This is a genomic window from Paenarthrobacter sp. Z7-10, assembly GCF_026932795.1.
In the GTDB taxonomy this organism is placed as follows: Bacteria; Actinomycetota; Actinomycetes; order Actinomycetales; family Micrococcaceae; genus Arthrobacter_M.
In genome coordinates, this window is sequence record NZ_JADPVH010000003.1 from 19074 (window position 1) to 44786 (window position 25713).

General features: G+C 63.8%; 24 protein-coding genes. 9 read left to right on the forward strand and 15 right to left on the reverse strand.

The features are described 5' to 3' along the window. Nucleotides 1-385: 385 nt before the first annotated feature. The 8 genes from IV498_RS01520 (at nucleotide 386) to IV498_RS01555 (ending at nucleotide 9100) form a co-directional block, all read left to right on the forward strand. The gene (locus tag IV498_RS01520) at nucleotides 386-1243 is read left to right on the forward strand and encodes an ABC transporter ATP-binding protein (RefSeq protein WP_269044795.1); all 858 of its coding nucleotides are present in this window, start codon (nucleotides 386-388) and stop codon (nucleotides 1241-1243) included. Next, nucleotides 1240-2118, forward strand: coding sequence for an ABC transporter permease (locus IV498_RS01525; RefSeq protein WP_269044796.1), 879 nt, complete (start codon nucleotides 1240-1242; stop codon nucleotides 2116-2118). The genes IV498_RS01520 and IV498_RS01525 overlap by 4 nt, the downstream gene beginning before the upstream one ends. Nucleotides 2119-2188: 70 nt before the next feature. Further along, the gene (locus tag IV498_RS01530; protein ID WP_269044797.1) at nucleotides 2189-3274 is read left to right on the forward strand and encodes an ABC transporter substrate-binding protein; all 1086 of its coding nucleotides are present in this window, start codon (nucleotides 2189-2191) and stop codon (nucleotides 3272-3274) included. A gap of 72 nt (nucleotides 3275-3346) precedes the next feature. Then, nucleotides 3347-4222: an IclR family transcriptional regulator gene (locus IV498_RS01535; RefSeq protein ID WP_269044798.1), complete on the forward strand. Its 876-nt coding sequence runs from the start codon at nucleotides 3347-3349 to the stop codon at nucleotides 4220-4222. Between the two features lie 93 nt (nucleotides 4223-4315). Then, a complete protein-coding gene (locus IV498_RS01540) occupies nucleotides 4316-5569 on the forward strand; it encodes a CaiB/BaiF CoA transferase family protein (RefSeq protein WP_269044799.1) in 1254 nt (417 codons plus the stop codon). Next, on the forward strand, nucleotides 5566-6516 hold the full coding sequence (locus tag IV498_RS01545; RefSeq protein WP_269044800.1) for a hydroxymethylglutaryl-CoA lyase: 951 nt from the start codon (nucleotides 5566-5568) through the stop codon (nucleotides 6514-6516). The genes IV498_RS01540 and IV498_RS01545 overlap by 4 nt, the downstream gene beginning before the upstream one ends. 49 nt (nucleotides 6517-6565) lie before the next feature. After that, on the forward strand, nucleotides 6566-7936 hold the full coding sequence (locus IV498_RS01550; RefSeq protein WP_269044801.1) for an MFS transporter: 1371 nt from the start codon (nucleotides 6566-6568) through the stop codon (nucleotides 7934-7936). Between the two features lie 222 nt (nucleotides 7937-8158). After that, a complete protein-coding gene (locus IV498_RS01555; RefSeq protein WP_269044802.1) occupies nucleotides 8159-9100 on the forward strand; it encodes a phosphodiesterase in 942 nt (313 codons plus the stop codon). A gap of 26 nt (nucleotides 9101-9126) precedes the next feature. On the opposite strand, the gene IV498_RS01560 is transcribed toward IV498_RS01555, so the two are convergent. Together IV498_RS01560 and IV498_RS01565 are read right to left on the reverse strand one after the other, a co-directional pair. Next, nucleotides 9127-9981: an MSMEG_6728 family protein gene (locus IV498_RS01560; RefSeq protein WP_269044803.1), complete on the reverse strand. Its 855-nt coding sequence runs from the start codon at nucleotides 9979-9981 to the stop codon at nucleotides 9127-9129. Then, nucleotides 9982-11583, reverse strand: a complete 1602-nt coding sequence (locus IV498_RS01565; RefSeq protein ID WP_269044888.1) for a stealth family protein — start codon at nucleotides 11581-11583, stop codon at nucleotides 9982-9984. It abuts the gene before it with no gap. A 117-nt stretch (nucleotides 11584-11700) separates the two neighbouring features. Here IV498_RS01565 and IV498_RS01570 point away from each other — a divergent pair, with 117 nt between their 5' ends. Beyond that, entirely contained in the window at nucleotides 11701-12222 is a 522-nt protein-coding gene (locus IV498_RS01570; RefSeq protein WP_330059137.1) for a mycothiol transferase, read from the forward strand. Here IV498_RS01570 and IV498_RS01575 read toward each other — a convergent pair. The 13 genes from IV498_RS01575 to IV498_RS01635 all read right to left on the reverse strand — a co-directional run bounded on the left by IV498_RS01575 (nucleotide 12189) and on the right by IV498_RS01635 (nucleotide 25641). Beyond that, the gene (locus IV498_RS01575) at nucleotides 12189-13670 is read right to left on the reverse strand and encodes a DUF2254 domain-containing protein (protein WP_269044804.1); all 1482 of its coding nucleotides are present in this window, start codon (nucleotides 13668-13670) and stop codon (nucleotides 12189-12191) included. The two genes, IV498_RS01570 and IV498_RS01575, sit on opposite strands and share 34 nt — an antisense overlap. Then, nucleotides 13667-14101 (reverse strand): hypothetical protein, encoded by a 435-nt coding sequence (locus tag IV498_RS01580; RefSeq protein WP_269044805.1) that lies wholly within the window; start codon nucleotides 14099-14101, stop codon nucleotides 13667-13669. Before IV498_RS01580 ends, IV498_RS01575 begins: the two co-directional genes overlap by 4 nt. 67 nt (nucleotides 14102-14168) lie before the next feature. After that, the gene (locus IV498_RS01585; RefSeq protein ID WP_269044806.1) at nucleotides 14169-15020 is read right to left on the reverse strand and encodes an HAD family hydrolase; all 852 of its coding nucleotides are present in this window, start codon (nucleotides 15018-15020) and stop codon (nucleotides 14169-14171) included. A 51-nt stretch (nucleotides 15021-15071) separates the two neighbouring features. Further along, complete coding sequence (locus IV498_RS01590; protein ID WP_269044807.1) at nucleotides 15072-18050, reverse strand: phosphoribosyltransferase domain-containing protein; 2979 nt, start codon at nucleotides 18048-18050, stop codon at nucleotides 15072-15074. Then, nucleotides 18047-19258 carry an HpcH/HpaI aldolase/citrate lyase family protein gene (locus IV498_RS01595; protein WP_269044808.1) on the reverse strand — a complete coding sequence of 404 codons (1212 nt, stop codon included), beginning with the start codon at nucleotides 19256-19258 and terminating at the stop codon, nucleotides 18047-18049. The genes IV498_RS01590 and IV498_RS01595 overlap by 4 nt, the downstream gene beginning before the upstream one ends. Before the next feature lie 8 nt (nucleotides 19259-19266). Beyond that, entirely contained in the window at nucleotides 19267-20265 is a 999-nt protein-coding gene (locus IV498_RS01600; protein WP_269044809.1) for a hypothetical protein, read from the reverse strand. Between the two features lie 3 nt (nucleotides 20266-20268). After that, nucleotides 20269-20820, reverse strand: coding sequence for a TerD family protein (locus tag IV498_RS01605; protein WP_269044810.1), 552 nt, complete (start codon nucleotides 20818-20820; stop codon nucleotides 20269-20271). Continuing rightward, nucleotides 20820-21326, reverse strand: a complete 507-nt coding sequence (locus tag IV498_RS01610) for a hypothetical protein (protein WP_269044811.1) — start codon at nucleotides 21324-21326, stop codon at nucleotides 20820-20822. Before IV498_RS01610 ends, IV498_RS01605 begins: the two co-directional genes overlap by 1 nt. A 32-nt stretch (nucleotides 21327-21358) precedes the next feature. Continuing rightward, entirely contained in the window at nucleotides 21359-22552 is a 1194-nt protein-coding gene (locus tag IV498_RS01615) for a toxic anion resistance protein (protein WP_269044812.1), read from the reverse strand. Nucleotides 22553-22638: 86 nt separating this feature from the next. Further along, on the reverse strand, nucleotides 22639-23220 hold the full coding sequence (locus IV498_RS01620) for a TerD family protein (protein ID WP_269044813.1): 582 nt from the start codon (nucleotides 23218-23220) through the stop codon (nucleotides 22639-22641). Nucleotides 23221-23259: 39 nt separating this feature from the next. Further along, a complete protein-coding gene (locus IV498_RS01625; RefSeq protein WP_269044814.1) occupies nucleotides 23260-23841 on the reverse strand; it encodes a TerD family protein in 582 nt (193 codons plus the stop codon). 58 nt (nucleotides 23842-23899) lie between these two features. Then, the gene (locus tag IV498_RS01630) at nucleotides 23900-24490 is read right to left on the reverse strand and encodes a TerD family protein (protein WP_269044815.1); all 591 of its coding nucleotides are present in this window, start codon (nucleotides 24488-24490) and stop codon (nucleotides 23900-23902) included. A 35-nt stretch (nucleotides 24491-24525) separates the two neighbouring features. Beyond that, entirely contained in the window at nucleotides 24526-25641 is a 1116-nt protein-coding gene (locus IV498_RS01635; protein ID WP_269044816.1) for a DUF475 domain-containing protein, read from the reverse strand. Between the last annotated feature and the right edge of the window lie 72 nt (nucleotides 25642-25713).

Genomic DNA, 25713 nt, shown 5'->3' on the forward strand with positions numbered 1-25713 from the left:
GTACCTAGGAACTATCCGTCCTTACCGCCCGATCCGCACCTCCAGCTCCGGCCAGGCCGCCCTTCCCCGCTTATGCGGTGCTGCCCGGCCCACCACCGCGTAAGCGGGGTAGGGCCGCCGGTACGGGTAGGTCCGCCGGTGCGGGCCGAACCGTTCCGATCCGGTCCTCGGCGCCCCAGCTGGCACCCAGAAACTTCAAAGAATCCATTGAACGTGACGCAGATTACTGTTAGCGTCGAGTTCATAAAGTGATGATGAACCCACGATGTGGGCATCAGGGACAGGTCCTCTCCCCAAGGGGAGTGCACGACCGCATCAAGTGGCCGCGATCCGGCCCCCGCAGTCCACGGTAGGTCTTCAGTCAAATGTGCTTGGGAGAGTACCAATGAAAGAGTCTGTGGCTTCAGGGCCGTCTGAGTACGCGGTGGATGAGTACGCGGTGGAACTGAGCGGATGCACCAAAGAGTTTGCCATGCCGGGTGGCGGAAGCTATTTCGCCGTGCGGGACATCAATCTCAGGGTCGAGCCGGGGCGCTTCGTGTCGATCGTGGGGCCCACCGGCTCCGGTAAATCCACGATTCTCAGTATGGCTGCAGGATTGCTGGAACCCACCGCGGGGAACGTTCGCAGCTACGGAACACCTGTCCAGGGTGTGAACAGGCGCGCGTCGTACATGTTCCAGCAGGATGCCCTGCTGCCGTGGAAGTCAGTGATCGACAACGTGAGCCTGGGCCTGACGATGGCCGGAGTATCCAAAACCGAGGCCTACTCCGAGGCCCGCCGGTGGCTCGAAAAGGTGGGATTGAAGAACTTTGCCGACCGGTATCCGCATCAGCTCAGTGGTGGCATGCGCAAGCGCACGGCCGTTGCCCAGGCCTGGATTGTCGATCCGGACATTCTGCTGATGGACGAGCCCTTCTCCGCACTCGACGTGCAGACCCGCCAGATCATGGAAAACGAGCTGCTGCAGCTGTGGCAGGAATCGGGTAAGGCGGTGGTTTTCATTACCCACGACCTGGATGAGGCCATTGCCCTCTCCGATGAGGTGGTGATCCTGGGCGCCGGCCCCGGCAGCACGGTGGTGGGGAGCTACGAAATTTCGATTCCGCGGCCGCGGGACCTGCTGGACATCCGCGACGATCCGCAATTCATCGAGCTGCACCGCGAGATCTGGGGCCGGCTGAAGATCGAGGTTTCCAAGACGTACGAGGCGGCACTGGCAGAAGACGGAGAAGTCGCATGACTATGACTGGATCGAAGGAAAGTCCCAAATCGGTGCACACCTCTCCGGACGGCGCCAGGGGCCAGCTGACACGTGGCCGCTCCGGCAAGAGCGCCGGGCGAAAGCCGGGGATGTCGGCGCTGACTATGCGGACAGCACAGCTGGTGCTCGCGCTGGTAGTATTGGGTGGCTGGGAGCTGTTGGGCCGTGCCGGCATAATTGACGAGTTCTTTTTCCCGCTTCCCTCCGACATCCTCGCCACCGTCTGGGTCTGGATCTCCACTGGTTACGTGTTTCCGCACCTGCTGATCACGATGGAGGAATCGATACTGGCATTCATCGTCGGTGCCGGCGTGGGTCTGTTCCTGGGATTCCTGCTGGCGCGGGTCCGTTTTCTGGAGCGGCTGCTCGATCCCTTCCTGCAGATGTTCAACGCACTGCCCCGGGTGGTCCTGGCTCCGATCTTCCTGCTCTGGTTTGGCTTGGGCATCTGGTCCAAGGTGGCCTTCGGATTCACCTTGGTCTTCTTCATCGTCTTCTTCAACACCCTCGAAGGCGTCAAGGGTGTGGATCGCGTACTCGTGGATAACGCCCGGATGCTTGGAGCCACCGAGAAGCAGCTGCTGCGCCATGTATTCATCCCCAGCGCCTTGACCTGGATTTTCTCCAGTCTGCACATCAGCGTGGGCTTCGCGATCACCGGCGCCGTGGTGGGGGAGTATCTTGGCGCTTCGGCCGGCGTCGGTTATGCCATTGCCCAGGCGCAGGGCGTTTTCGATACCCGTGGCGTGTTCGCCGGGATGTTCATCCTGATGTTTGCAGTGCTGGTCATCGATCTGTTGGTCAACCGCCTTGAGAAACACCTGCTCAAGTGGCGTCCAAGCCGTTCGGCCTGACCCAACGCCTGATCCACTTTTACTCAATATTCACCTGCTGGACCACTCACCTGCCTTGAAAGGGACCATCATGAAAAAATGCGACAACCGACGGGGACGCCTTGTCCGTTCGATCAAGCCGCTCGCGCTCATCGCGGGTCTGGCCCTGGCGCTGTCGGCCTGCGGCTCGCCGTCGGCCGCTCCGCCCGGGCAGGCTGGAGGTGGCAGCGCGGCCGCCGAAGGAAGCGGCGACAAGGTGGTCGTTGGCGTCGGTGGCCAGACGCTGCTGACCTATCTGCCCACCACGCTGGCCCAGCAGCTCGGTTATTACAAGGATGAGGGCGTGAACGTGGAACTGCAGGATCTGCAGGGCGGATCCAAGGCGCTGACGGCGATGATCGGGGGCAGCACGCAGGTCACCAGTGGTTACTACGAGCACACCATCCAGATGCAGGCGAAGAACCAGTCCATCAAAGCATTTGTGAATATGAACCTCTCCTCCGGCCTGGCCCTGGTGGTTGCGCCGAAGAATGAAGGAACCATCAAATCCATTGCGGATCTGAAGGGAAAGAACGTCGGTGTGACATCGCCGGGTTCCTCGACAGATATGTTCGTGAAATACGTGCTCGCGAAAAACGGCATGAAGACTACCGACGCGTCGGTTTCAGCCATTGGGGCGGGTTCCTCCGCCGTGGCCGCCGTCGAGCGCGGACAGGTGGATGCCGCCGTCATGCTGGAACCGGATCTGACCGTCCTGGCGACGCGGATCGGCAAGAAGCCGGTGGTGCTGCAGGATGTCCGTACCCTTGAAGGCCTGAAGGCAGTTTTCGGCACGGACGCATGGCCGTCGTCGAGCCTGTATGTCAAGACCGACTGGCTGGCGAAGAACGGTGACACGGCGGCCAAGATGGCCAAGGCCATCACCCGCACGCTGAAGTACATCGATGAGCACTCGGGCGCCGAAATTGCCGCCAAGATGCCCAAGGCGTTCGCGGGCGGAAACATGGAACAGTATGCCTCGGTCATTGAGGATCTCAAGAAGACGCTGAGCAAGGATGGCGTCTTCAGCGAAGCCGGCACGCAGGCCGTGCTGAAGACCCAGCGTGTGGCCAATCCTGAGGTGGGGGACAAGGACATCAAGCTGGCAGACACCTACACCAATGAGTTCACGCAGTAGCTTCTTCCCAGGGAACTGCCTGCGGGACGTTTTTTGCCTGACCAACCGATGCGGAATATAGGAGAACAGCTCATGACCGTGTTGGATGAGCCGCTGCCTGAGCTGGAGGCAATGCCAACGGCCGAAATGACACCCGGATGGTCGGCGGATAAGTCCGGGGAAAAGGGCGATGCGGGGCGCAAATTGTCCGCAGGCATTAAGCCGTTGCTGGTGCTGGGGAAAATCCGCGGCATCCTGGATGCCTTCAGCCTGACCCGGCCGGCGCTCACACTATCCGAAATCCGGACGGCCACCGGATATCCAACCTCCACCGTGCAGCGGCTGGTGGCGAATCTGGTGGCCGAGGAGTTCCTGGATCGGGAGGGCGACAAGTTCCGCATTGGCGTCAATTTTGCATATTGGGCCGCACCCGCCACCCGTGGGCTCGATGAGCTGGACGTGATTCGCCCGGTATTGAACGCGCTGCGCGATACGACCGGGGAAACGACGTCGATTTTCCGGTTGGAAGGCAACCGCCGGGTCTGCGTCGCGATGGCTGAAACCCGGCATTCGCTGCGCCGGGAGATGCATGTCGGAAAGATCATGGCTGCGCATGCGGGCTCGGCCGGGAAGGTGTTGCTGGCGTGGAACCCGGCAGTGGCGAACGCAGCCATGGCCGCCACGCTGGAGCGTCTGACCGAGCACACCATCACGGACCCGGCGCGGCTGCGGGCCGAGCTGGACCAAACCCGGCGGGAAGGATACTCGGTGACTTCCGATGAGCGGGACGAAGGAGCCACGGGAATCGCCGCGCCGATTTTCAATTCCATGGGTGATCTGATGGGGGCCCTGAGCGTGAGTGGTCCCTCGTTCCGGGTAACCGACGCAAAGTGGCACGAATGGATTGATCCGTTGGCGGCGGCTGCGGAGCAGGCAACGCGGCTCATTGGTGGCCGCCTGCCGAATTGAGCTTTACCCCCGGACGTTGCCGCCGCTGGACATGGCACCGTCCGACCCTCCGGAGGAGCCGGAATTAGACGTCAGATTCTGTAAAGGAGCAAGATGCGCGCTGAAAATGATATTGCGCCGTTGGCTGGTATCCGCGTGCTGGAACTGGGCAACTACATTGCCGCCCCGACGGCCGGCAGGATGCTTGCGGACTTCGGGGCCGAGGTCATCAAGGTGGAGCGGCCGGGAACTGGTGACGAGCTGCGGAACTGGCGGCTTTACTCCGGCACCACCTCAATGCTCTTCCGCACCATCAACCGCAACAAGAAGTCGATCGTGCTGGATTTGAAGACGGATGCCGGGCGCCGGCACGTGCTGGAACTGGTGAAACACTGCGACGTGCTGTTGGAAAACTTCCGACCGGGAACCCTGGAAAAGTGGGGGATTGGACCGGAGGTGCTCAGTGTGGCTAATCCGGACCTGATCATCACCCGTGTTTCGGCGTTTGGACAGACCGGTCCGCTGTCGCAGCGTCCGGGCTTCGCAGCCGTAGCCGAGGCATTGGGTGGCTTCCGGGAACTGGTGGGCGATCCGGACCGGCCACCGGTCCGGGTTGGAGTGTCCATTGGAGATTCCATCGCCGGTCTCTATGCGGCTTTTGGTTCGGTGATGGCACTGTTCCAGCGCGAAGTGCGCCGAGGGAACACCGAAGACGCCCTGGCGCTGCACGAGCGGGTCATTGACGTTGCGCTGAACGAATCGATGCTTTCGATGATGGAGTCGCTGATCCCCGACTTTGAGGCTTACGGCCGGACGCGGGAACGTACCGGAGGCCGGATGGAGGGCATCGCGCCGTCCAATGCCTACGTCTGCCGCGGTGGCGCCAGCATAGTCATTGCCGGCAACGGGGATTCGATCTTCCAGCGCTACATGGAAGTAATCGGCAGGCCGGACCTGGCCGCGGATCCCAGCCTGCGGTCCAACCGTGCCAGATGGGAACGACGGGACGAACTGGATGCAGCGATCGGTGAATGGACCGGCCGGCATACGGCGGCCGAGGCGTTGACAATCCTGGAGAGCGCCGGAGTTCCGGGTGGACCAATCTATACAGCGGAAGATATTTGTGCCGATCCACAGTATGCTGCCCGCAACATGATTCAGCGATTTCCCGTCTCCAGCGGAACGGAAATCTTTGAAAATGTCGGGTTCCCGGGCATTGTGCCGGTCATCGGCGGTAAGTCATTGCCGATCCGGAGCCTCGGCCCGGATTTAGGGCAACATACCCGGGAGGTATTTTCCGAACTGCTTGGCATGGACGAGGCGGAGATTGACGCCTTGGTGGCGGAAACGGAAGAGGTGCTGCTGTGACATTCAGCTATGAACCCATTGCCGCCCTGCGTGACGTCACACTGCGTGACGGGCTGCAACTCACCGGGAAGATGCTCTCCACAGGGCGCAAGCTCGAGATCATCCGCCGGCTTCTGGACGTGGGCGTACCCGCTCTGGAAATCGGGTCCATGGCCAGACCGGACCTGGTCCCGCCGATGGCTAACACCTTGGAGGTCATCGCCGAACTGACCGAGGCAGAACTGCAGCAGTGCTGGATCTGGGTTGCCACGCCGCGCCACGTCGAAAAGGCGGCGGCTGCGGGGGCAAAGAATTTCCAATACTGTTTTTCGGCCTCGGATTCACACAACTTGGCCAATATCGGCCGGACCACCGAGCAGAGCCTGGCGGCGATGCCGGATTCCGTGGAGTTGAGCCGGCAGGCCGGAGGCAATATCCAGCTCTGCATCGCCACCTCATTCACCTGCCCTTTCGAGGGGGCGATTCCACCCGACAAGGTCATCCGGATCGCAAACGATGCCCGGGCGGCGGGTGCATCCGACGTCGTTATTTGCGACACGCTGGGACAGGCAGCACCAACACAGGTCAGCGAGCTGATCACCCGGGTTAAGGCCGAGACCCCGCAACGGGAGATAGTCTTCCACGGCCATGACACGTGGGGACAGGGGGTCGCTAACTCACTCGCGGCGATCTCCGCCGGAGCCACCATGGTGGACGGTGCGTTGGGCGGCCTGGGCGGCTGCCCCTTCGCGCCCGGCGCGAGCGGTAACAGCTCCAGTGAGGATTTGCTCTTCGCCACCCGCCCAACCTGGCTTAGCCCTGCGATCTTCGGCGATCTGGTGACGTTGTCCGAGCAGTTGCTGGCCGAACTCGATGAGCCGAACAGGTCCCGCGCACTGCAGGGTGCCCGATCAAACGCCGAGGCCTTCGAATGGTCCATGAAGTACAAGGCCCCGGTGCCGGACTGAGCGGACGGCCTCATTAGGACGCCCGGCCCCGGCCGGGAAGACTGATGCAATGACCACTTCACGGGCCACGGGACTCGCCACCACCGCCTTGAGCCTTGGCACGGCACTGAATCCACTGAACTCATCCATGATCGCCGTGGCCCTGGTGGTGCTGCGCGGCGATTTCCATTTGGATGTGGCCACAGTCACCTGGGTCATCACGGCTTTCTACCTGGCCTCCGCTGCCGCCCAGCCCCTGATGGGGCGGTTGGCGGACCGGTTTGGCCCCAGGCGTCTGTTCAGTTTCGGCATGGTGCTGGTGGGCGTGACCTGTGCGCTGGCTCCGTTCTCCGCCAATTTCACCCTGGTCTGCATAGCCCGGGTCTTCATGGCGGTGGGAACGGCGACTGCGTTCCCCAGTGCGGTGGTGATGGTCTCCGTCTTGTGCCGACAGGCCGGCATCAGCCCCGTCCGTCCGCTCGGACATATTCAAATGGCCAATACCGCCGGCGCTGCCATCGGCCCCGTCGTCGGCGGTCTGCTGGTGAGTCTGGTGGGCTGGCAAGCGCTGTTCTACATCAACGTTCCACTGGCCGCCGCCGCGCTGCTGGCCGTCCGCCGTTTCGCTCCGGCCGACGGCGAACGCGAACGAGGTCCGTTCCGCCAACTGCTGCGCGACTCGGACATACCCGGCATCCTGTCCTTCGTTGGGGCGCTCGTGTTGGTAATGATGTCGCTGCTGGATGTGTTGCCAGGACTCCGGTGGCTGCTGCTGGCGGCCGGAACCGCCGTCGCCGGTCTTTTTGCCTGGCGTGAACTGCGGACCCGCACACCCTTTCTGAACCTGCGGCTGTTGGGCCGGAACAGACCGCTGCTGCTGGTCTACGTCAGCTTTGCGGTTTTCAATGGCGTTTATTACTTCGCCTTCTTCGGATTGCCGCAACTTCTGCAACAGTCCGCCGGTTACAGCGCCGGTGTGGTGGGGGTACTGATGCTGCCGCTCGCCGCCGTTTCTGTGGTCGCCACGCCTTTCGCCGTGCGCGCCATTGACCGTTGGGGTGTGCGCAGGGTGATGATTGCCGGCGTCGTCGCCCTTGGAGTTGCCGCCGGGGTGCTCGGACTGCTGACACTATCCGCGGCCATTCCGCTGGTTTTGGGCCTGACCGCGCTGATGGGCATCCCCTACAGCGTGGTCAGCATCGCCTCCAATCAGGGGATGTTCGTGTCGGCACGACCGCAGGATCGGGGAGTGGCGGCTGGAATCTTCCAGACTTTCCGCTACCTGGGCGCCATCTCCGCAACAGTGATGATCGGAATCTTCTACGGCAGCGGCGTGAGCCCGGCCAATTGGGGGCGAATGGTGGTAGTGATGCTGCTGCTGAGCGTTGTCGCCCTGGGGCTGACGCTGCTGTGGCGCCCGGGCCGCGACACGACCGAGTAAGGCCGGATCGCCCGACCCCGCTTTCTTCGGATCGCCCGACCCCTTCGGATCCAGTGAGCGGTTCGTGCGCAATACAGCGCTGAGACGAGCATGAAGTGCTCACTGGATGATTTTCCAACATGCCGACCGGAGTTTCCCCTGCGTTCGGCTGTTGTCTGGTTGGATGGGTACTACTGAGAGGGACACTGGAGGCACCGCTTCCACCCAACCACAAAGGCTGTAATGGAATTCATCGAGGCCGAACACCCCCGGCCACGCCATTTCTTACTACATCTAAGCGATACCCATCTGGTGGGCGGTTCTGATCCGCTGCACGGAGTGGTTGACAGTGAGGCCCGGCTGCGGCAATTGCTGACAGAGGTCCAGGCCTCAGGAGCCAGACCGGAGGCGGTCATCCTGACGGGGGACCTGGCGGACAAAGGGGATCCGGCCGCCTATGCCAAGCTCCGGGCCATATTGGAACCGGCCTGCCGCGCCATGGGTGCGGAAATCATCTGGGCGATGGGTAACCACGATAATCGGGCGCACTTCCGCGCCGGCCTGCTGGACCAGCCGGCCGACACCACACCGGTGGACCGGACGTACTATCTCAATGGTCTGCGGATCATCACTCTGGATACCTCGGTGCCGGGCTTCCATCATGGCGAACTCAGCGACGCGCAGCTGGAATGGCTGGCCGGCGAACTGGCCACGCCGGCGCCGGACGGGACGATCCTGGCCCTGCACCATCCGCCGGTGCCCAGTGTGCTGGACCTGGCCGTACTGGTGGAGCTGCGGGGACAGCCCGCGCTGGCGAAGGTGCTGCGCGGATCAGATGTGCGCACCATCCTGGCCGGCCACCTGCATTATTCGACCACGGCAATGTTTGCCGGCATTTTGGTGTCCGTAGCTTCGGCGGCCTGCTACACCCAGGACCTCAACGTTCCGGTCGGTGGCACACGGGGTCAGGACGGCGCGCAGGCCTTCAATCTGGTGCATGTTTACGAGCACACCGTGGTCCATTCGGTAGTTCCATTGGGCAGTGCCCCGACCGTGGGAGAGCAGGTGAGCGCGGCGGAGACTCAGCGGCGGCTGACCGCGGCGGGCATCCACATACCCGAAAGCGTCGGGCGTACCGCTGGGGCCAAGACCGAGGCCCGGAATTCGATCGTGACCTCGCGCTGAACGGTGACCGCCGCGCTCATCTGGCCCTAAGACTTACGGATCGCGCCGAGTGCCGGAGCGGGGACGGGGAACAGGCTGCGCGGATCCTGCAGCAAGGCCGGAAAACGGAAGGCGGAGCGCTCCAGCAGGCCGCTGAAATCGACCGGGCGTGTCAGCAAGCCGGGACTGGTTTCCTCGGTGGGACCGGTGATGATGCCGGCCGCGAACCGCAGGCCTCCCTGCAGCGGAACCGCCACCGTATCGCCCGCCGCCATCGAGGAGATGAACGCTGACACCTGGCGCTGCCACTTCGGCGAGGAGCGTCCATTGGGTGCCAGCCGGGCCAGCGGAATGTGCTCCAACGTCTCGCCCTCGATGCCATCGGCAGGGTCCAGGTTGCCGGCGTCCCCGGCGTTCCCGGTCGCCATCCGCAGAACCCAGATCCGCTCCGCTTCGGGGTCTCGGGGCAGGATCACCGTGGGGGGTTCCGGCCAGACATAGTCCAGTACACCGGGATCGTCCGCAAACAGCGGGCCGTAAAATTCCGGCGCCTTCCGGATCAGGTTGGAGCGGTGGCTGCGATGCACGTCGGGATCGCCCAGCCAGGGCGGCATCACCGCGCCCGGTTCCGACGCCTGTGGTGCGAATTCGATGATGTTCCCCTTCGTGCTGTCCGCTCCGCCCCGGTCGGTCCATTCATCGGCCATCGCGACGCCATACAGCGTCAGTGCCGGGATGTGGCCCATCCACATCCGAACGGCCGGGTGGGAGCGCCAGCCGTAGTCGGGTATCACCAGGGCACGCAGGATCTGCAGCGTTTCCACCCGTTGCTTGCCCAACCGGCTCCGGTCCAGCGTCGCGGCTGAGCGGGCGAAATCCGGGTACGGAAGGAAGGTCTGCACCTACTGTTCCCAGGGCGCCTTCATCGGATAGTACTTCTCCAGGAAGTCCGTCACCAGCACGGCCCGTTCATCCGCGGCGACCTCCGGGAAGCTGCCATCGTTGAGGCAAAAGAAGTCAACATTCCGTTTGGCCAGCAGCCGGGGAAGATAGGTCAGGCCCGAGCGCATGGTGGTGTCGATGTAGCGGACCTTAGCATCGGTTTGGGTGACGGCCTGGCCGGTGAGCAGCGCGTAGTAGTGATACAGCGAGTTGGTTACCGATATATTGTCAGCGGCGCGGAAGGTGCTCGCGGCCGTGGCGGCAAATTCGGCTGGAAACTCCCGTTCCATCTCCAACATCACGCTGCGGCGCAGCGGCGCGGCGGCATGCTCCAGATGCCGGGTGGTGATCCGGCCAAACCTGTTCCACAGCAGTTTGCGGTTGACCCGCGCCGCATTTTCGAAGCCGCTTCGCTCTGCGGCGTTCTCACCCAGACCGATCCGGGTATCGGCTTGGATGAACTTGGTGATCCCGCCCGGGGTGTAGAACATATCGGGGCTGACCGGCCGGCCAAAAAACATGTCGTCATTGGAATACAGAAAGTGCTCGGCCAAGCCCTCAATGTGGTGCAGCTGGCACTCCACCGCCTGTGAATTATGGGTCGGCAGCACCGACGGGTCCGCGAAGAACTCCTCGCTGCGCACCACTGTCACGGTGGGGTGGTCGGCCAGCCAGGCCGGCACCGGGGAGTCGGTGGCGATAAAAATCCGCCGGATCCACGGGGCGTACATATAGATGGAGCGCAGCGCGTACTTGAGTTCGTCGATTTGGCGGAAACGGGCCTCGTTGTCGTCGCCTTCACCGAGCACGACGCCGGTCTGCCGGGCCAGGCGGGCGGCCTGGTATTCCGGCGAGCTGCCGTCAACCCAACTGAACACCAGATCGATGTCAAAGCGGATGTCCGTGGCATGGTCGGCGAACATGTTCTCGATGGTGGGCCATTGGTGGCCGTAACGTTCCACCGTACCGCGCACCGCCTCCGCGTTGGGCAGGATGCGCCGGGTCAGGGAATTCTCCATCGGCAGTACCAGGGTTTCGCCCTCAAAGCTCCACAGTTCCAGCTGGACACCCAGCGACGGACCGTATGCCAGCCCGCCTTCAGGTTCCACCCGGGGACGGTAAAGCCGCAGGATGCGCGCCTTCCGGTTGCGTGCCAGTTCGCCGTCCGCCACCAGCAGCGAGGACTTTTTCTTTGCGTCGACCGTAATCGCGTAGAACGGCTCGTTCACGCAGGCCGCGGCCAACGCCCGGCGCAGTTTTTTGCGCGACTTCCAGTCCACCGCAATCACCGGGCGTTCGTTATTGCCGCGCACCAGCAGGTAGGTGATCCCCGCATCCTCCAGCGCAGCGCGGATAAACAGCAGATCCTCCACGATGGCCTGGTACGGGGTGCGGTCCAAGTTCCGAAGTGCATAGCGGCCCTGATACTGAATGACGTCCGGCCGGTTGGTCAGCCGCACGACGGCGGCAGGGGAGGTCTCTTCAACCAGGTCGCGGTCGTCGCCGAGGGCAGGGCTGCCGAAATATACGTCGTGCTGGGCGGTTTCGTCCGTAATGGGAATCTCCGTGGCTCTTGTCGATGCAGATAAAGATGCGCGTGTTAGGCGCGGGTGTTAACTGCATGATAGCCCGGGCACCCCCTGCCTGGTGTCTTCCCCGTGTCCGAATGGCGTGAGAGCATGGCAGACATGTTGCCTTCCGAGTTGCTCAGCGATGCCTTTCGCCGGATTTCTGATTCCGTTGTCTCCGTGCTGGACACGTTGGGCCCGGATGACCTCAACCGCAGACCCGGGGGAAGCGGCAATTCAATCAGCTGGCTGATCTGGCACCTAACCCGTGTGCAGGATGACCACGTGGCGGAAGTTTCCGGACAGGAGCAGGTTTGGACCGCCGGCGGTTTCGTGGACCGTTTCGGATTTAGGCTCAGCGTGGCGGATACCGGCTACGGGCACAGTGCCAGCCAGGTTTCCGCCGTCACCGTTGACTCCGGAACATTGCTGCTGGACTACCACCGGGCGGTGGCGGACCAGACGCTGGGATTTGTGCGCAGTCTCGGCGCCGCTGATCTGGACCGGATAGTGGATGAGCGGTGGGATCCTCCCGTGACATTGGGAGTGCGGCTGATCAGCGTCGTGGGCGATTGCCTGAAACACGCCGGACAGGCTGCCTATATCCGCGGCTTGCCTTCCCCTCCGGTCTGAGCGGGGAGCGGACTGCCTGGCAGCGCACTGGCTGGCAGCGGATTGCCTGGCAGCGCACTATTCGGAGCGAGCGGCGTGGCTCCCTGCGTCGTTTCCGCACCGATGGTGCGTGCCCAACGGCGGACGACGTCGAGGTGAACCGGCAGTGCAGAATGGTTCAGGTCGGCCAGCAGCGAAACCAGCCGGGCCGGCACCTGCGCGGCGTCAGATCCATAGTGCCAAACTTCCCCTACGGCCAGGTCGAGGAAGTCCGCGTAACTGTACTGCGGGACGGTCAGACGCAGAACGCCGTCGTCGTCCAGCCAGCGCCCAGTCGGCAGGTGGCGGCTGCCCAGCTGTCGGAGCAGGTCGTGCAGCACGTCCAGCCCCTGGCAGGCGGTGGTGGGATCGTTCACAGCTGGTGACAGTGCCCGTTCAATGATGTCCACCAACTGCCGGAAGCTGAAGGCCAGATCCTGTTCGGTAGTGCGTTCATGGTCTTGCGCGAGGTGCGCGAGGATCTCCGCTTGAAGTTCGCGCCGCCGGTCCGGATCGGGCCGTTGTGAACCGGGTGCAGGACTGACCGCGAACAAGGTTGCGTTGGCGGGGAGGAAGTCGCCGACCCGCAGCGTGAGCTTCAGTTCCAAGCTGGCCTCTGCGGCCAGCCGAACGAGCGCTGACTCGTTGACCGACACCACCACTCCGGCCCTGGGCGCGGCAACAGTCCACGCAGGCCCGGGAGCCGGCTCCGGCTCCGTTTCTTCCGCGACGGTCTCCGGGAGGGCCGGCTCCGTTTCTTCCGCGGTGGCCTGCGGGATGGCCCGCTCCCGCCCCGTTTCGGGCGCGGCAGTCTGTCCGTTGGCCGGCTCTGAGTCCGTTTCGGCCGGATAGCGCCGGTCCAGCGTCGAACGCGCCTCGGCGCCGATTTCGGCCAGAATCGTGGAAACCCGGATCATGTTGGAGATCCTGGCAAGGTAGCCGATGAAGAGGCCTACACTGGCGAGTACAAATCCGAAGGCCACGCTCACCGCGATCCGCGGGACGAATCCTTCATGCGCGCTGGTCCCCAGCACTGCCCGCTGGACCACCATGGCGAAGACGAAGGTGGCAATGAAGATACCAAGGGCATAACGGACGGTTCGGTCACGGAGGAAAATGCGCAGCACACGTGGTGAGAACTGGCCGCTGGTCAGCTGGAGCACCACGATGGTGATGGAGAAAACCAGCCCGGTGAACGAGATCATGGCACCAGTAATGGCGGAAAGGAATGCCCTGGCGGCCTCGGGCGGTCCGGGAAAAAGGAACGACCCCCCGCCCCGGCCTGCAAGTGAATGATCGAGTGCGGTCAGGCCAATGGCCAGCGCAATGGAGATAACGACGCACGCGGCCGGAACGAGCCAGAATGTTGACTGGACGGTATCCCGGAGCCGCGACCACGAGGCGTAGCCGATGCGCCCCGGACCGCTCACGCGGGGGTGGAAACGGAAGTGGTCTTGTGTTTACGATCCAGAATCAGGGCTGCGGCGATGCCGAGCATCCAGACGTCCTTGCTGACCGGGGTGCCCGCCTGTGAGGGGCGGATGCCGTCCGCTTCGGTCAGGGCAGGGGTCTTGAAGTACATCCGCAACAGCGAGGCGGAGAACCCGGCCAATACCAGTCCCGCGAGCCGGCTGGGGATAAAAGGGGTGAGCAGCGCTGCGCCGACTGAAATTTCGCCCAGGCTCAGGAGCTTGCCGAACTGGTCGGCTTCCATGTTCTTTAGTGCCGGGAAGGCATTCGCCGCCATCGACTTCAGGCCCTCGGCGTTGTCGTGGTCCAGATGCAATTTGCCGATGCCCGAATTCAGGATAAAGGCTCCGGTGGCCAGGCGCATGGCGGCGTGGCTGAGGTTGATTGGCATGGGTGCTCCTTGCGTGATGGATTCCGGGCGGCTGAATTACCTGCGCGCTTATTCCACCCTACAAAGGTTAGCCGCCCAGCACACTGCTTTTCAGTGCGGAACCCGATTCGGAAACCTGCTCTGCTATCCACTGCAGGATTTCGGCTCCGGCCAGGACCCCGCCGAGGGCGGTGACATGCAAATTCGCTCCGCGATAGTCAAGTTCCGCCAGTTCCCCGTGCGCCGGCCGGATGGCAAGGTCGGCGTCATCGAGCATCTGCTGATCCAGCAGCGAGTCACCAGCCGCGATCACCAAAGCCGCGCCGGTCCGCCGTCGTACTTCCGCCACTGCCGCCTGCTTGCTCACCGGTTCCGGCACGCAATACAGCTTCCGCCCCTGCAGCGACACCCGCCAGCCGACCGTGCGGCAACGCTGTTCCAGCGCAGGAACAAATTCCGCGGGCAGTGTTTCGCGATCCACTATGGCGTAGACGAAACGGTCTTCGGCGATGCGCAGGTTGAGAATCCAGGCGCCGAAGGCAGGGTCGGACAGGAAACCGTGCACCACCGGCAGTGGCGCGCAGTCAGCGGCGGTGCGGCGCGCGATCCGCGACTGCCAGGAAGCATCCGGTTCACCGCGGTACAGCAGTACGCCTCCGTTGCTCGTGACGGCATACTCCGGCGGTGGTCCCGGCAGCTGCACGCGCCGGTACTGCGCCATGGTTCGGGTGGTCACTGGCACGAAGGTCGCCTCAGTCGCCAGACTGCGCAGCAGCTGCTGCGCAGTCAGGGTCATAAACGATATCGGAAGGCCTTGGTACAGCTCCACCACCACGAGGGAAGGGGCCAGCTCGTCCGGGGTCTGCAGCCAGAACGCTTTGGGTGAATAGATCAGGGTACGGTCCAGATCGCAGGCGACGACGACGTGGCCGGCCGTCATGGCGCGCTCCTGACGGCGCGACAGCGCGGCGCGAATCTCACGGTGTGCTCCTCACAGTGCGGCCACCACGGCCTTGCCATCCACGCCAGTAGCTCCCTTCGTGAGCACGGGGTGGATCAGTCCCACGCAGCTGTAGGGCAGCCCCGGCACCGGCACGATGTCCACACCGCGTTGCCCGGCAAGCAGCAAAACATGGGCAATATCCGTGCCCGCGTCCGGGTTCACCAGCACTTTCCACGGCACCCGGCGCAGCAGCACCCGGGTGGTTTCCCCGACGCCGGGCTTGACCAGATTCACATTGTTGATGCCGTACTCCTGGCTCAGCCGCTGCACCGTGTCCCATCCGGTCCAGCTGGGCGAGCGGTCCTCGGACGCAGCCCGCCGCAGGCCGCGCTCGACGGCGGACACGGCATCGGGAAAATGCCTGCTTACCGCGTCCAGGAAATCCGTTGAAACGTCGCTGTCGGCAAGTTCCCGGTAGAACTTTGCGCCATGGAAATCGTCCCGGGCAATGAAATCGCGGTTATAGACCGTGCGCGACACCAGACCGGAGACGGTGGAATTCAGGCAGGCGGACGGGATCAGGAAATCCTCCCGTGTACCGTAGATGCCCGCGCAGTGCCCCGGATCGGCCAGCACCGCCAAATCGGCACCGAAGCTGATGCCGTCCGTCTGCGCAAATGACTGCAGCGCGGCGGAGAGCTCACGCGCAATAGCGCCCTTCCCCGTCCAGCCGTCCACAAAAATCACCTGCGCCGGGTCATGCCGGAGCGCCAGGTATCGCAGTGCAGTCTGATCCAGGCCAACACCGCGGACAATGCTCATGGTGTAGTGCGGAATGTCGAGGCCGTGGACCGTCCGGGCCCAGCGCCGCATCAGTATGCCGACGGGTGTCCCGGCCCGCGCCAGCGACACAAAAACAGGGCGCTGGCGCCGTGCGGCCAGAGCGAGTTCCGTGACGACGCCCACCGCCTCCGCAATCCGGGCGGAGGAGCGGGCCAGCGCTTCGCGGTACAGCTCCTGATACTCAGCGGACGGGGTGTACTCCACCGGCAGGGACTCGGCGTAATTGGCCGCCCCGGTCTGGATTGCGTGTTCGCGCTGGGCCGTCGGCGCCTCCAAGGCCAGATCGCCCAAGTCCTTCAGCAGCCAGCTTACGTCCTCGGGCGGGTAGGAGCCGAACTGCGGGCCCGTCAGGGGTTGGGGGAGGCCTGGAACCGGAGTGGCCGCCGTGGCTCGGGGCGTCCGGGCGGATGCGGCCAGCGGAAGCAGGACGACGACGACCTGGCGGCAGAGGGTGCTGAGGGCATCGGTGATGCTGCCCGGCCCGGTCAGGGCCGTACGGTCGGTTCCCGGTTCGGGCAGCAGCACGATGGTTGTGAAATGGCTGCCGGACCGGCTGAGGTTGTAGGCAAACCGTGTCCCGGCTCCGTCCTCGGTGGCGTCGAGACTGGAAAAATTTATGGCGGTGGCTACGGCATAGTCGGGCCGGTCCATCGGCACTATGGGCGACCGCGTGCTGGTGGAGAAGCGCACCCGCGCATTTCGCAGTTCCGCACTGAGCTGCTGTGCCACCAGCAGGGGCAGATGGATGAACTCTTCGGTTCCCAGCACCAGAATGGACGGATCCACGGGTTCGGTGCCGGAATCCGGCAGAACCGCAGGGTGGGCACCGAGGTGTGCCGCGATTTGCCCCGCCAGGGCCGCCGCGGCTGGCTCGGCATCCCCTGCCGAGGATGCCGCGTTGCCGAACCGGTCGCTGCGCAGCAGGGTGACAGAGCTCGTTGCAGGCTGCAGGAAACGGATCCGACCACGTTGTTGCCTAGCCTCGGAAGTGGGCGCGGCGGACGGCGGCGGGGCAACGGATCCGACCGGGTGCAGGTCGTCCAGCAGGCTCTGTGTCCGGGCGAGAATGTCCGCCTCAAGCTGGATGCGTCCCGTCCCCAGCGCGACAACCCGGACATCTATGCCCAGCTCGGCGGCCAGTCCGTCCAGCCGGAATCGATCCTCGTCACTGCGGAGATCCACCAGGGCCGCGACGACGTACGCCGGATGCGGGTCCGCCGCATGCAACTCCCGGATGGTATTCATGACGGTGGAACCCGTGCTGAGCTCGTCATCGACCAAGACCACCGCTCCGCCCCGTCTCAGCGGAACGGTGTCCATGGGCAGTAGCCGGTGTGCAGTGGCGTGCGAATGCCCTTCCTCAAAGCCGGCGTACGCTTCGGCGTCTTCGGCGAGGTGTCGGGTGGAATGCAGATAATAGGAGCCGATGGACTCCGCGACGAGGCGGCCCAGCCCGGTGGCGGTCTCGGCATAGCCAATGGTCACAATCTCAGGGCAACTGCGCCGCAGTCCCGCCAGGGTCTGCCGGAGCGCGGTCAGCCTATCCCGGATCGTTCGGCCGGTGACTCGATTCCAGCCGGCGGTGTCAGGGTTGCCCGGTCCGCCCCCGCCTGCGCCAGCGGCATTCGGGTGGCCCTGGCCGCCCCCGTTCGCGACTCTCCCATTGCCGCCCCCGCCTGCGCCAGCGGCATTCGGGTGGCCCTGGCCGCCCCCGTTCGCGACTCTCCCATTGCCGCCCCCGCTCGCGCCGCCGCCCCCGCTCGCGCCGCCGCCACCGCTCGCGCCGCCGTTCGCGCCGCCGTCCAGGCCGCTCCCGTTCGCGCCGCCGTCGTCCGCGAAGCCAGGATTGGCGTCGTCGACCTGACGCAGAATGGACGAAAGCTCCGCGGCAGAATTCCGGGCCTGCAGGATGCGGGCAGCATCGGCGGGCACATCCGCGACGGCGTCGAGCTGTTCGGCGACGAGGACACCGAGCAGTTCGCCAGCTGCCAGAGCCAGCGCGGGTTCGGTGGGGACGTGCTTGGCAAGGACGCGCGAGACCAGCAGATGCGCGCGCTTGGGGTTCCGGCGCAATGCCAGGCCGACCAGCTCCTGCACCGGAATCAGACTTGCGGCGGCGTCCGTTTCGATGGCCACCCCCAGCTCCCGGTGCACGAAGTCCCCGGTCCAGCTGCGCCCACTCATGACATCCCCGCTTCCAGCAGGTCAACGTACGTAATGTTCTCGGCGGCCACCCCGAACACGGCGGCCCGCCGCGCAGTGGCCGCTGCCCAGCCCTGGTGCGGCTTCATTTCATTCATCTTGTTCCGGTATGGCGAGGCCTTCGCCCCGCCGTCGCCCTGGCCCAGGATTTCTCCGGCGTCGAGGTATTCCTCATGGCTGATGACGGACATGGCGTGCACCAGCGGCACGTGCGAGGGGTGAATGACGGTCTTGCCCAACAGGCCGTTCGCCTGGTCAAGAGCAATCTCGCGCATCAGCGAGTCGAGGTTCCCCAGCAGCAGGCGCTGTCGCAGTTCCACGTCCTCGGCCGCGGCGAAGGGAGTGGCACGCAGCAGGGGACGAAGCAGTCGCTCGGTGTTGGCGTAGTGCTCCCAGACGGGACCTGAAATCACGAATCCGTCCTCAGGCCGTCCCAGCAGATTGACGATGTCGCCGATCATCGACGCCACCACTGACACGTCGTAGACGGTCAGATCCCGGGTGCGGCGAAGGCCGAAGGCGCTGCACATATCCGTGGCACCGAGCCGAACTGCCAGGATGTCCTCCCGGTTGGCCTGCAAAACCCGACGGATGTTGGCCAGCGCAGCGGATCGGGTTTCAGCATGGATCATTACGGGGGATTCCAGGATGGGCATCAGCCGAAGCCGGCGGCGGGAGCTTGTTCGGCCTTGGCCGTGCTCGTTGTGGATCCGGTGCAGAGCATCCATGTACTGCTGGGCGATGCCTGACTCATTTTCAAACTTTGGCGCCACGAACCCGGCCAGGACGTTCAAGGATTCGCCGCAGCGCTGCGCCAGTCGCACCATCTGCTCCGGTGTGCGGACCCGGATGAAGAGCAGCGGCGTCTGGGCTGAATCCGGGGTGCTGTCCGACGCTGCTGTCAACATGCGGCGATGCAGCTGGGACAGGGTCTGAACCACGTTGGTTTCGGCATCGTCAACGGCACTGTCCGCGATGGAATCCTCCAGGCACAGGACCATGCTCATGCAGCCGCGCAGCGCCTGTTTGCGAATGTCCGCCGCCAGCTGCGGACGGTCCGCGGGGCAGTACAGGGTGGCGCCCAAAGCGGTGGCCAACAATGCCGGGTCGGATTCCGGGCTCAAGGTCCGTGGGCGGATGTGGAACAGCCGGCTGGTCTGTTCCTCGGACAGGAAGGCGAAATGCCGCATGGAAATCCTCAGCTCCGGTTCCGCTGCCGGGCAGCTCGGGCCGTCATGGTGTAACCGAACTCCTGCCAGAGCGCGGCGTCGGGCGAATCTGCCGGGACCGCCTCGGCACGCAGTTCAAGCAAGCCGCCAACCTGCAGCAGCGCCAGCACAAACATCCCGTCGTGGTTGGGCGCCGCCACGCTGGCCGTGGCGCCGTCGAACAACTGCACTCCCAGCGGCTGCGGCCCGCGGCCGATGAAAAGGGCCCGCCGCAGATCGCGGACATGCCGCAGGGCCACCACCGCATCCGCCTCGACATATCCCACCAGGGGCCGGTGGCCGGAAGTGTCAATCGGGGTGCCGGCAAAACTGCCATCGACGGTGAGCGCGCCGGTGGTGAAATCGCTGCCTTCCCAGACCAGGGCCGACGTTCCGGTGATGATCAAACTGCCGACGGCGGACTGCCGGGCGTTAAGCCGGATCACGGGATGGGCGCCGTCCAACTGCTTCACTTCAGCGATGCCGGGCGCTGGGAAAAGCCGCCCAGCCGAAGTGTCCGCGCGGCCATTGAGGACGGTGTCGGAGGCCGCGGCTGGATTCATCCCGGAGTTAGAAGCTGGGGCGTGCGGCCGTGTGCCCGGTGAAGTGGCGCCGGGCGGAGTCCGGCTCAGGCTGAGTCCGGCGCCGGTGGATCTGCCGGTGTCCGCCGCGGGGGAGCTGTTCTGAGGGCGGCTCAGGCTGAGTCCGGCGCCGGTGGATGTGCCGGTGTCCGCCGCGGGCGAGCTGTTCTGAGGGCGGCTTAGGCTGAGTCCGGCGCCGGTGGATGTGCCGGTGTCCGCCGCGGGCGAGCTGTTCTGAGGGCGGCTTAGGCTGAGTCCGGCGCCCGGGGACTTAGCGGAGGGTTCGGCGACGGGCCGCGTCTGGTCCGGCTGGGACGCAGCGGACGGTTGGGGCGACGACGGGACGGACTTCACCCGTCGCCGCAGGTAGCGAAGGTCCGCACGGGTGCCGGACCGGTTCAGCGGCACCGGCTACAGGCCGATCCGGAAGTCGGCGGCCACACCGCGGAGTCCGGTGGTGTAGCCCTGACCGAGGGCCCGGAATTTCCAGTCCTGGCGGTGGCGGTACAGTTCGCCGAACATCATGGCGGTGATGTTCCCACCTGGATTGAGGGGAACATCGAAGCGTACGAGCTCACGGTTATCTCCGGTGGCTACCCGGATGTAGGCCTGCCGCACGGCCGAAAACGTCCCTGGTCCCCGGATCTCCGGATCAACGTAAACGATGAATGCAATCTTGGCGACCTCCTCCGGCACAAGTCCCAGGTCCACGTCGATCTGCTCCTGGTCTTCATTCCCAGCGAACATCACAGACCCGTCCGGGCTGGCCAATTGGTTGAAAAAGACCAGATGGTCGTCCGAAACGGCGAGCCCGGCCGCGTTGCACATTACCGCCAGCGGCACCAGTTCCGCCTGCGGGCCCCTGCCGTGGACGCTGGTCCACCCCAGTCCGACCAAGAGTGTCTTCAGTCCGGGATTTTCAGCCGTCAGCGCCGCATTGGCCCCGGCCACCAGGTTCCCCATCAGCGGCCGTCCAGGGTCAGCGATGAGGGCGCGAATTTGTCATTAAGGAAGCGTCCATGCGTGGAGAGCTCGGCAATGGCACCGACCCGGACCTGGTTCAGCAGGTCCCGTGAAATTGCTTCCAAAGTAGTCAGCTGTTCGGCCAAAAGCTGCGTCCCGCGGGAATCGGCGCCGCGTTCCTTATCGCTGAGCGCCAGGAACGCATGCAGCGGCGTGGGGATATAGCTGCAGATGATCGCGCTGAGCAGTACCCGCTGCTCGGTGGACGCGCCCTGATCCGCGACGGCGGCGACGACGGTGCGCAGAACGTCGTCGACCTGCCGCAGCTGTGAGGAAATCAGCGCGGGCAGCTGCGCACCGGCCCGCCGGACCTCGGACCGGAGTGCGTCGAGGGCACGCGCCGTCTGCGCGTCCTCCGACTCCACCTCTGCTTCATGGCTCGCCGCCACGACGCCCGGCGGTGCCGGGGCGTTCTTAAACAGGGAACCAACAATCTTGCCAATCACCGTTGACCGCCTACTAGTGGATACGGGAAATTTTAGCCGGTCTGATTCTGCTGGGCACGGTCCAGGTACGGCTTGGCTTTCTGCAGCCCCGACTCCAGCGCGAGGACAGTCCCTTCCATGTTCTGCGCCGCCTTGGACCGGAATGTATCGATCGCATCCATGGTGGCAAAGACGTTGTCGAAAGCCTTTTGCAGGGTTTCGACGCTGACGCCGGAGCTGGACGCCTGTTCGTGGATGCGCACAGTCTGGTCCTTGAGCATCTCACTGGTGCTCAGGATCATGTTGTTCGTGGTGGTGTTGATGGCGTCGATCTGGTCCAATACCATCTTCTGGTTCGCCAGCGCCTGGGCCACGATAACGGCGGTCCGCAGCGCCGAGATCGTGGTGGTCCGGGCCCGCTCCACACCCTTGATCAGTTCCAGGTTGTTCTTGCGGATCAGGTCCATGGCCAGATAGCCCTGGACCGAGACCGCCAGTTGGGTCAGGATGTCCTGGTGGCGCTGGCGGATCGGAAACAGCACGTCCGCCTCCAGCTTCTGTGCCTCATCGATGCGCCCGGCCGCCCGGGTCTGGTCAATGCGCTCCACGCAGGCGGCGTCGAGGGCCTTGGCGAAGACCGCATACTCACTGAGGCCCTGCATGGTCTCCCACAACTGGACCTTCTCGCCCGCCAGCGAAGCGTTGTCCTTGAGCAGTTCGTCCTGCCCGGTCATCAGCGACTTAATGATCTTGTCCAGCTGGGTCTGCGCGGATTCGTACTTCTGGAAGTACTTGGCCAGTTTGTTTCCACCTGGTATGAAGCCCAGGATCTTGCGGCCAACGCCGAGGTCCGCCTGGTTCGGCGTCAGGTCCTCCACTGTGGACCGAAGCTCGCCAAGGGTGTTGGCGACGGACATCTGCGCATTATTCTTGGTTTTTTTGGCCCCGGCCACGGACGTCGAGGAGCGTTCCAACAGGCGGCTGGAGTAGCCACTTGACGCGGTAATCTCCGAACCGCCCAGCTTGGAGATGCCGTCCACTTTGGATGTGAACTCCGGGCTGCGCGGATCGATTTTGGCGATGTCGGCAACGAAATCGCGGGCCTGGCGGGCAATTTCCGCCTGCCGCTCGGCTGGAACCGGAACCATTCCCGGGGCGTCGTCGGGCTCCACAATGGCCGGCGCGTCGGGGGCCCGCAGCACCAGGGCAGCGTCATTGGTGTCCGGAGGAGTCAGCGGTGAAGTCATGATTTACAAGCCTGTTCTACTGGTAGCGGCGGCCGCCCTCTGCCGCATGGGCCACGGGCAGCCGCATGGTTACTGCGGGCGGCTGGTCAGCCCAGGACCACGCCAAAGTCGTTGGCGATTCCTGCCAGCCCGGTGGCGTAACCCTGGCCGACGGCCTTGAATTTCCAGTCGGCGCCGTTGCGGTAGATTTCCGCGAACACCATCGACGTTTCCGGTGCGGCGTCCTCGCTGAGGTCGAACCGGACGATTTCATCGTCCGTGGTTTCGTTGACCACCCGACAGTAGGCGCCACGGACCTGGCCGAAGTTCTGCCGCCGGGCATCGGCTTTGTCGATGGAGACAACAATGACAACGCGTTCGACGTCGGCAGCCACCTTGGTCAAATCGATCAGGATCTGTTCGTCGTCACCGGCGCCCTCGCCGGAACGGTTGTCTCCCTTGTGCACCACGGAGCCGTCCGCTGCCTGCGGCTGGTTGTAGAAAATGAAATCCGCCGACGAGCGAACCTTCCCATCGGCCGCGACCAGCAGGGCGGAAGCGTCAAGGTCAAAGGCCTCACCGCTGGTGGTGCGCGGATCCCAGCCAAGACCAACCAGCGCCTGCGCCAAACCAGGGTCGGCCTTGGTCAGGGAGAGATTGTTCCCTTTTTCGAGTGTCAGTCCTGCCATTGAAACCACTCCTTCACATTAGGTCTGGAAACGGGCAAATCAGCTTAAGGTAATGCCGAAATCGGTGGCGATGCCATGCAGACCGGTGGCGTAGCCCTGGCCCACGGCCCTGAACTTCCATTCTGCGCCGTTGCGGTAGATCTCAGCGAAGATCATCGAGGTTTCGGCCGCGGCGTCCTCGCTGAGGTCATAACGGACCACTTCCTGCTCGGAGTCCTGGTTGACGACCCGGCAGAAAGCATCGCGCACCTGGCCGAAGTTCTGGTTCCGGGCGTCCGCCTGGTCGATCGAGACTACGATGACAACGCGTTCCACATCGGGCGCCAGCAGGCTCAGGTCGATCAGGATCTGCTCGTCGTCGCCCTCCCCCTCGCCGGTGCGGTTATCGCCCTGGTGAACCACCGAACCGTCCTTGGTCTGAAGCTGGTTGTAAAAGATGAAGTCGTCCTGGGACCGGACTTTTCCATTGGATCCCACCAGCAGCGCGGAGGCATCCAGGTCGAAGGGCTCTCCGCTGGTGGTGCGGGGGTCCCAGCCGAGACCCACCATCGCACGCCGGAGACCGGGATCGGCCTTCGTGAGAGACAGGTTGTTGCCTTTGGTCAGGGTAAGACTTACCACTGGAGGGGTTCCTTTACATCCGGGAGTTGAGGGGACCGTGAGTTGGAGACCATTGAGGCTAAAGGGCTTTGGCTGCCGGGCCGATGAGGTCCATGGCGGTGCGGCCGTTGGCCCGCTCCCCGATGGCCTTGAATGACCAGCCGGAACCTTCGCGGGAAACCTTGGCCATGATCATCGCGGTGTGGCTGCCGGAATCCGTCAGCTGATAACGTGCCACTTCCGGAGTTCCGGCGGAAGAGTCATCCACCAGCCGGCAGAAGGCGTTTTCCACCTGGTCAAAGGTCTGCTGGCTGTAACTGCTGATGACAAACACTATTTGTGTCACGGCCTGCGATACCGCCGAAAGGTCCACCAGAATCGTTTCGTCGTCACCCTCACCAGCTCCCGTGAGGTTATCTCCGGTATGCGTGGCGGAGCGGTCTTTGCTGGCAAGCTGTTGAAACCAGACCACGTCCACGGCCTTGGCGGTTGCGTCAAAGAAGATAGCGGAAGCATCCAAATCAACTTCAGCCGTCTTGGCGCGGCCGAAGAGCCCGCGCTTAACGGGAGCGGCCGAGTCCCAACCCAGCCCCATCCGCACTTTCGTCAGGGCACCGCCGTCGTTCTTGGTCAACGATAAAGACTGGCCTTTTTGCAAACTCAATGCCATGGTTTCCGCCTCTTCTGTCGGTGTGGAACGGTCTTTCAGGATGAAACTCTAACGTCCGGGGATTCCTTCTCCCCGGTCAGGCGCCTATTGCGGGCAATCGATGAAAGCAAGGCCGCGAGAATGAAGACGACACCGATCAGCCCGGTGATGACCTCGCTGATTTCAATGCTGATCGTGAGCAAAAGAATAACCGCCAAAGCCCCGATCGCCCAGTGCGCTCCATGGTCCAGGAAAACATACTCGTCCAAGGTGCCCTGCCGGACCAGGTAAACGGTCAGTGAGCGGACAAAGATTGCGCCGATCAGACCAAGACCCAAGGCAATAATGATCGGATCGGAAGTGATGGCAAAGGCGCCGATAACGCCGTCGAAGGAGAATGAAGCATCAATAACTTCAAGGTAGAGGAAAAGGGCGAAAGCGGCCTTTCCCACTGCCTTCACCGCACCCTTGTTGCCGGCGATCTTGGCCGCGGCGGCCTCCACTTCTTCGGGCTCAATCTCCCGGTCGCCGTCGTCCTCGACGTTGAACAGCGAATCCAGCCCCGTGACAAGGAAGTAGGCGACCATCCCGAGTATTCCGGAGACCAGCACCTGCCCCTGCTTCGCGCCACCAAGCTGAGCGAATACAACCAAGGCAACCAGCCCCACGACCAGCGCCGCGCTGTTGAATTTGCCCACCTTTGCCAGCGGCTTTTCCAGGAATCCGAGCCAGCGGATGTCCCGTTCCTCGAACATGAAATCCAGGAAAATCATCAACAGGAAGATACCGCCGAAAGCCGCGATCTGCGGATGCGCTTCGTGCAGCAGGTAGCCGTAAGATCCCGGGGTGTGGACATCACCCTTTTCAAGCGCAAGGTTCACGGCCTCAACGGGATTCAGTTTGGCCGTCACGCCGACGATGAGAAGCGGGAACAGGACACGCATGCCCAGCACGGCTATAACAATGCCGACGGTCAGGAAGATCTTTTGCCAGAAATCGCTCATTTTTTCGAGGATGCGGGCATTGACCACCGCGTTATCGAAGCTGAGACTGACTTCCAGGACGCCGAGAATGGCGCAAAGAATCAGGGCGTTAGGGCCACCGTAAAGGAAAGCAATAACCAGCGCGACGACGGAGATCGCCATCGACCAGCCAAAAGTCTTGACAAACACGCTTCGTCGGGCTCCTTCGGGTGCTGTCTCCGCGGTTGACCGCGGGAAGACAGGTAGGGCGTCCCAGGGTCG

Coding starts and splice junctions, on each gene's coding strand:
- IV498_RS01520 (WP_269044795.1), top strand. CDS start 386: ATGAAAGAGTCTGTGGCTTCAGGGCCGTCTGAGTACGCGGTGGATGAG.
- IV498_RS01525 (WP_269044796.1), top strand. CDS start 1,240: ATGACTATGACTGGATCGAAGGAAAGTCCCAAATCGGTGCACACCTCT.
- IV498_RS01530 (WP_269044797.1), top strand. CDS start 2,189: ATGAAAAAATGCGACAACCGACGGGGACGCCTTGTCCGTTCGATCAAG.
- IV498_RS01535 (WP_269044798.1), top strand. CDS start 3,347: ATGACCGTGTTGGATGAGCCGCTGCCTGAGCTGGAGGCAATGCCAACG.
- IV498_RS01540 (WP_269044799.1), top strand. CDS start 4,316: ATGCGCGCTGAAAATGATATTGCGCCGTTGGCTGGTATCCGCGTGCTG.
- IV498_RS01550 (WP_269044801.1), top strand. CDS start 6,566: ATGACCACTTCACGGGCCACGGGACTCGCCACCACCGCCTTGAGCCTT.
- IV498_RS01555 (WP_269044802.1), top strand. CDS start 8,159: ATGGAATTCATCGAGGCCGAACACCCCCGGCCACGCCATTTCTTACTA.
- IV498_RS01570 (WP_330059137.1), top strand. CDS start 11,701: ATGGCAGACATGTTGCCTTCCGAGTTGCTCAGCGATGCCTTTCGCCGG.
- IV498_RS01580 (WP_269044805.1), bottom strand. CDS start 14,101: ATGCCAATCAACCTCAGCCACGCCGCCATGCGCCTGGCCACCGGAGCC.
- IV498_RS01585 (WP_269044806.1), bottom strand. CDS start 15,020: ATGACGGCCGGCCACGTCGTCGTCGCCTGCGATCTGGACCGTACCCTG.
- IV498_RS01590 (WP_269044807.1), bottom strand. CDS start 18,050: ATGAGTGGGCGCAGCTGGACCGGGGACTTCGTGCACCGGGAGCTGGGG.
- IV498_RS01595 (WP_269044808.1), bottom strand. CDS start 19,258: ATGCGGCATTTCGCCTTCCTGTCCGAGGAACAGACCAGCCGGCTGTTC.
- IV498_RS01605 (WP_269044810.1), bottom strand. CDS start 20,820: ATGGGGAACCTGGTGGCCGGGGCCAATGCGGCGCTGACGGCTGAAAAT.
- IV498_RS01615 (WP_269044812.1), bottom strand. CDS start 22,552: ATGACTTCACCGCTGACTCCTCCGGACACCAATGACGCTGCCCTGGTG.
- IV498_RS01620 (WP_269044813.1), bottom strand. CDS start 23,220: ATGGCAGGACTGACACTCGAAAAAGGGAACAATCTCTCCCTGACCAAG.
- IV498_RS01630 (WP_269044815.1), bottom strand. CDS start 24,490: ATGGCATTGAGTTTGCAAAAAGGCCAGTCTTTATCGTTGACCAAGAAC.